Origin of the sequence: Collinsella aerofaciens (assembly GCF_040920445.1) — a bacterium.
Classification (GTDB): domain Bacteria; phylum Actinomycetota; class Coriobacteriia; order Coriobacteriales; family Coriobacteriaceae; genus Collinsella; species Collinsella aerofaciens_BH.
On record NZ_JBCOTQ010000052.1, the window covers coordinates 1 to 4,507 of the forward strand.

Here is a 4,507-nt window from a genome sequence, read left to right on the forward strand (position 1 = left end):
AAGACGCCGGCGCCCGACGGGGAGACGGCGAGTTAGCCGGCAGGTCGGCATGTCAATCCTGGTCTAACAGAGCCATAAGTTATCGGTACGCTTTTTTATAAAATGTAAAAAAGCACCCCCATAACTGATGAAATGGACGATGAGAAAAAGGGGTGCATCTTGCGTATATACCGACGTGAAGATCTACCTCTATCTTGCATCGCGCGGGTACGAGCTTTCTGTGGGCCGTATTGGGAAGCTCGAGTGTGACTTCATCGCTCGTAGGCGCAATGCTTACGCCTACATCCAGGCCTCTATGTCGATTGCCGACAGAGACGTCGAGGAGCGCGAGTACAGGCCGTTCGGCCACATCAGGGATGGGTATCCGCGTTACTTGTTCACGCTTGATTCTCTATTGCAGGAGAGGGATGGCGTCAGGCACCTTAACATGGCGTCGTTTATGCAAGATGGCGGTGATCTTATTTGAGTGGTGGCCAGATTCCTTTGCTTCCTAGTGCGCAAACAGCGCGGGTATCAAATGAGGATCATTGCCTCACGTAGAATCGACGGATTGAGAACTTGTTTTGATGTTGACAGGCTTTTGGCCAGTGGCTCCTATTGTCGAGTGGGAGTAGCTGAAACGAGGCGATTGAATAACTCCATACGTTTTGGTTAAAACAAAAAATATGCCGCGCGCCTGCGGCATGAGGGAGGGAGATTTCTATGAATATCGTTGTATTGAGCGGCAGTCCGCGTAAGGGCGCCAATACCGACACCATGGTTGAGGCGTTTGCCGAGACCGCGCGCGAGGCCGGCCATACGGTCGAGGTCATCCGCGTTGCCGGCAAAAAGATCGCTGGTTGCTTGGGGTGCCAGTATTGCTTCGCCCATGAGGGCACTTGCGTGCAGAAGGATGACATGGCCGACGTGATCGAGCCGCTGAAAGGCGCCGACATGGTTGTCTTCGCTTCGCCTATCTACTGGTTTGATATCACTGCGCAGGAGAAGGCCGCCATCGACCGCCTGTACGCCTTCGGTGCTACGGGCTTCCCGTTCACCAAGACGGCCCTTTTGCTCGATAGCCACAGCGAGGGCGTCTATGATGCGGCGATCGCTATGTACAAGTCAGCCTGCGCGTACTGCAAGTGGGAGGACCAGGGCATTGTCACCATCAGCGGTATGACCGAGCGCGACAGCATGGCCTCCTCGCCCAAGTTGGAAGAGGTGCGAGAGCTCGCTCGCAAACTCGCCTAAGGACAAGAAGAACGCATGGCAATCAGCGTTGGCGGAAAGCCTACTTCCCTTACCAAGAGGATTACTGATTGCCATGCGTTGATGTCCTTATGGACAATCTCCGCGTGCTAGGAGACTTTCTCGCTCAGGAACTCCCTGAATGCGGGGATGTCAAAGCCAACGAGACCACGCCCACGTTCCCCGATAACGCCGTCCTCGAGGAGGCGGCGTTTGTATTGGCTTGCGTAGTTGCTGGCGACGCCCATGCGTTTGGCTATCTCCGAGGTCCTGCTGGGGCCAGAATCGGGCAGCATCGCGAGCAAAAACTCAATGTCTTTATCGGAAAGCTCCCGATAGGTCGTTTCGAGAATTCGATCGCGCAGCTCCATGCGGGCAAGCAGAGAACCCTGCTGTACATCAGGTGCACTGATTTTGGGCGAGTTCTCCGAAACATCCCATGTGCGATATCCGACGAGCTGCATCATATAGGGAAATCCGTCGACGGCCTTCACGGCATCCTCGAGCGCTTCTGGCGTGATTGAGCGGCCTCCGGCCTCAACGGTTTTGCGGAATGCGTTTGCAATTTCAACGTCAGTGATTCGTCCCAACTGATGATATTGGGAACGCCTGAGGAACGAGACGGAATCGTTACGCAGCAACGCCGATACTTTGTAGGGCAGTCCTGCCATGAGTAGGGCAACTTTTTTACCTTCGCGTACAAAGTGCTGGTAAACAGAGGCAAATTGAAGCATTTCTTCGAGATCGACGGTGACTTCATCGATGGTGATGAGAAGTCCGATGTCATGTTTTTCGAGTTGCTTAAAGATGCCATTCATGCGCGTGCGCCAGTTGCCCTGAGCCTCTTGAGCATATGTCCAATCGATGCCCACTGGGCCAATTTGAACACCGTTTATGCGCGCGTGAGGCTGTGAGAGGTAGCTATCTGCGGCTTCTTTGGTTCGCTCGATAATATCTTCGAGCATGCCTGGCATGGCGGAGACATTTGCTGCGATCCAGCCGTGTTCAAGCGCCGTTTCTGAAAGGAGCGAGAGAAGCGCCGTCTTGCCCGTTCCCCTTGCGCCAGTAAAAATGGTTGACAGGTTGGGATCTCCCGGGCCGTTGATAAAGCCACGGTTGATGTCACGCAGGATATGCTCGCGACCCGCTAGAAAGGGAGGGACGCTTCCGAACGTCGGGGTAAAGGGGTTCTTGCTGTACTCCATGGTAGCTCCTTTGCAAGTTTTGCTAATTTTTGCAAGTTTTGCTAACTTTTGCAAGTTTTGCTAACGACTGACCAAAGGGCATCGAAGCAGTGGCGCTGACATTTTTTACGCAGAAAAATAAGCAGAAATCAATTTATCTGCGTTAAAAAATAGTTGAGAAGAAAAACGACGAGTCCCGGGCGCAATGCCGTTGCGTTCCGGGCCTCGTCGCTTTGCGAAGTATCTAACGATCTCGTTGCCGTGGTACCTAGTCAAACAAACTCGGCATGTCGTTTTCCTTCATGAGGGCACCGGCGGAGGGCAGGCTCTGCGCGGTAAACTTCTCGGCAGAGACACCGGCGCCAAGGATCTCCTCGGTTGTGCCGACGGTGGTGACCGAGCGGCCCTTCTTGGCGGTAAAGGCTTGGACGCCCTGCGTGTTGGTGGTCGTCTTGGTCTTGAGCAACGACGTGTTGAAGTTCATCAGACGGTAGTCGCTCGAGACCAGCGCGATGTCGCGATCTTCCTTGAGCACCTGGGCATACAGCAGCTTACTGCCGCCATAGATTGCGTTCTTAAGGCGCTTACGGTTGGTCTTGGTGACGTATCCAGAAAGCGCGACGCGTACCACGCGGCCGTTCTCAAAGACAAACAGCACATCGGCCTTGTAATCCTCGGGGTCGATGACCCAGATGACACTCTCATCGGGGTCCATCTCAAGATCGGTCGGCAGGTACGAGCCCAGCTGGGCCGACTTGGTGTCCTCAAACGCCGCAACCTTGCACTTATACACCTGGCTCTTGTTGGTAAACACGAGCAGCTCGTGCGTATTGGAGGACGGGAACTCGATAAAGGGCTTGTCGCCGTCCTTGTACTTGAGCGTGGTCGCCTTCTTGAGCACGCGGTCCGTCATCTTCTTAAGATAGCCATCGCGCGAGAGCATGATGGTAACCGGGTACTCCTCGACCTCGGGCTCCAAGCTTACCTCGATAACCTCGTGGGGCTCAATCCTGCCCGTGCGGCGCGGCATCACGTATTTCTTGTTGACCGCGGCCAGCTCGTCGCCGATGACCTTCTTGATGTTCTCCTCGCTGGAGAGGATCTCCTCAAGCTCGGCAATCTCGCCCTCAAGCTTGGCAATGTCCTTGGTGCGGTTGAGGATGTACTCCTCGTTGATGTTGCGGAGCTTAAGCTCGGCAACAAACTCGGCCTGGGTCTCGTCGATGTCGAAACCCTTCATAAGGTTGGGCACGACCTCGGCTTCGAGCTTGGTGCCACGGATGATGGCGATCGCCTTGTCGATGTCGAGCAAGATCGCCTCGAGGCCGTGCAACAGGTGCAGGCGCTCGGACTTTTTGCCTAGGTCAAAGTTAATGCGGCGACGCGTGGACTCAATACGCCACTTGACCCACTCGTGCAGGATCTGGCGCACGCCCATAACGCGAGGGTAACCATCGACCAGCACGTTGAAGTTGCACGAGAACGAATCCTGCAGCGTGGTCGTGCGATAGAGCTTGGCCATGAGCTTGTCGGGGTCGACGCCGCGCTTAAGGTCGATGGCGATGCGCAAGCCCGAGAGGTCGGTTTCGTCGCGGATGTCAGCGATCTCCTTGACCTTGCCCTCTTTGGAGAGCTTGACGATGCGCTCGATAATGACATCGGTCTTGGTGGTGTAGGGGATCTCGTAGACCTCGATAATGCGCTCTTCGGGAATCCAGCGCCAACGGGAGCGGATCTGGAAGCTGCCCAGGCCGGTCTCGATAATCTTTTCCATCTCCTCGCGGCGGTAGATAATTTCGCCGCCGGTCGAGAAGTCGGGCATGGGCATATATTCGAGCAGGTCGCAGTCGGGATCCTTGAGGTAGTGCATTGTGGCGGTGCAGACCTCGTTGAGGTTGAAACCGCAGATATCGGACGCCATGGCGACGCCGATGCCCTTGTTGGCCGAGACAAGGATGTTGGGGAACGTGGTGGGCAGCAGGCGCGGCTCCTTCATGGCGCCGTCGTAGCTGTCAACGAAGTCGACCGGGTCCTTGTCGATGTCCTTGAAGATCTCGGCGCTGATGGGGGAGAGCTTGGCTTCGGTATAACGC

At 55.4% G+C, this 4,507-nt stretch carries 3 protein-coding genes; 1 reads left to right on the plus strand and 2 read right to left on the minus strand.

Features of this window, described 5'->3' with window-relative positions; all coding sequences use genetic code 11:
• Positions 1-702 precede the first annotated feature (702 nt).
• Positions 703-1,233, plus strand: coding sequence for a flavodoxin family protein (locus AB5405_RS08125; RefSeq protein ID WP_368138133.1), 531 nt, complete (start codon positions 703-705; stop codon positions 1,231-1,233).
• Positions 1,234-1,340: 107 nt separating this feature from the next.
• On the opposite strand, the gene AB5405_RS08130 is transcribed toward AB5405_RS08125, so the two are convergent.
• Together AB5405_RS08130 and AB5405_RS08135 are read right to left on the minus strand one after the other, a co-directional pair.
• Positions 1,341-2,435 carry a DUF8462 domain-containing protein gene (locus AB5405_RS08130; RefSeq protein WP_368138134.1) on the minus strand — a complete coding sequence of 365 codons (1,095 nt, stop codon included), beginning with the start codon at positions 2,433-2,435 and terminating at the stop codon, positions 1,341-1,343.
• 247 nt (positions 2,436-2,682) lie between these two features.
• Positions 2,683-4,507 (minus strand): DNA gyrase subunit A (locus AB5405_RS08135; protein WP_368138135.1); only part of this gene is annotated, 1,825 nt, incomplete at its 5' end.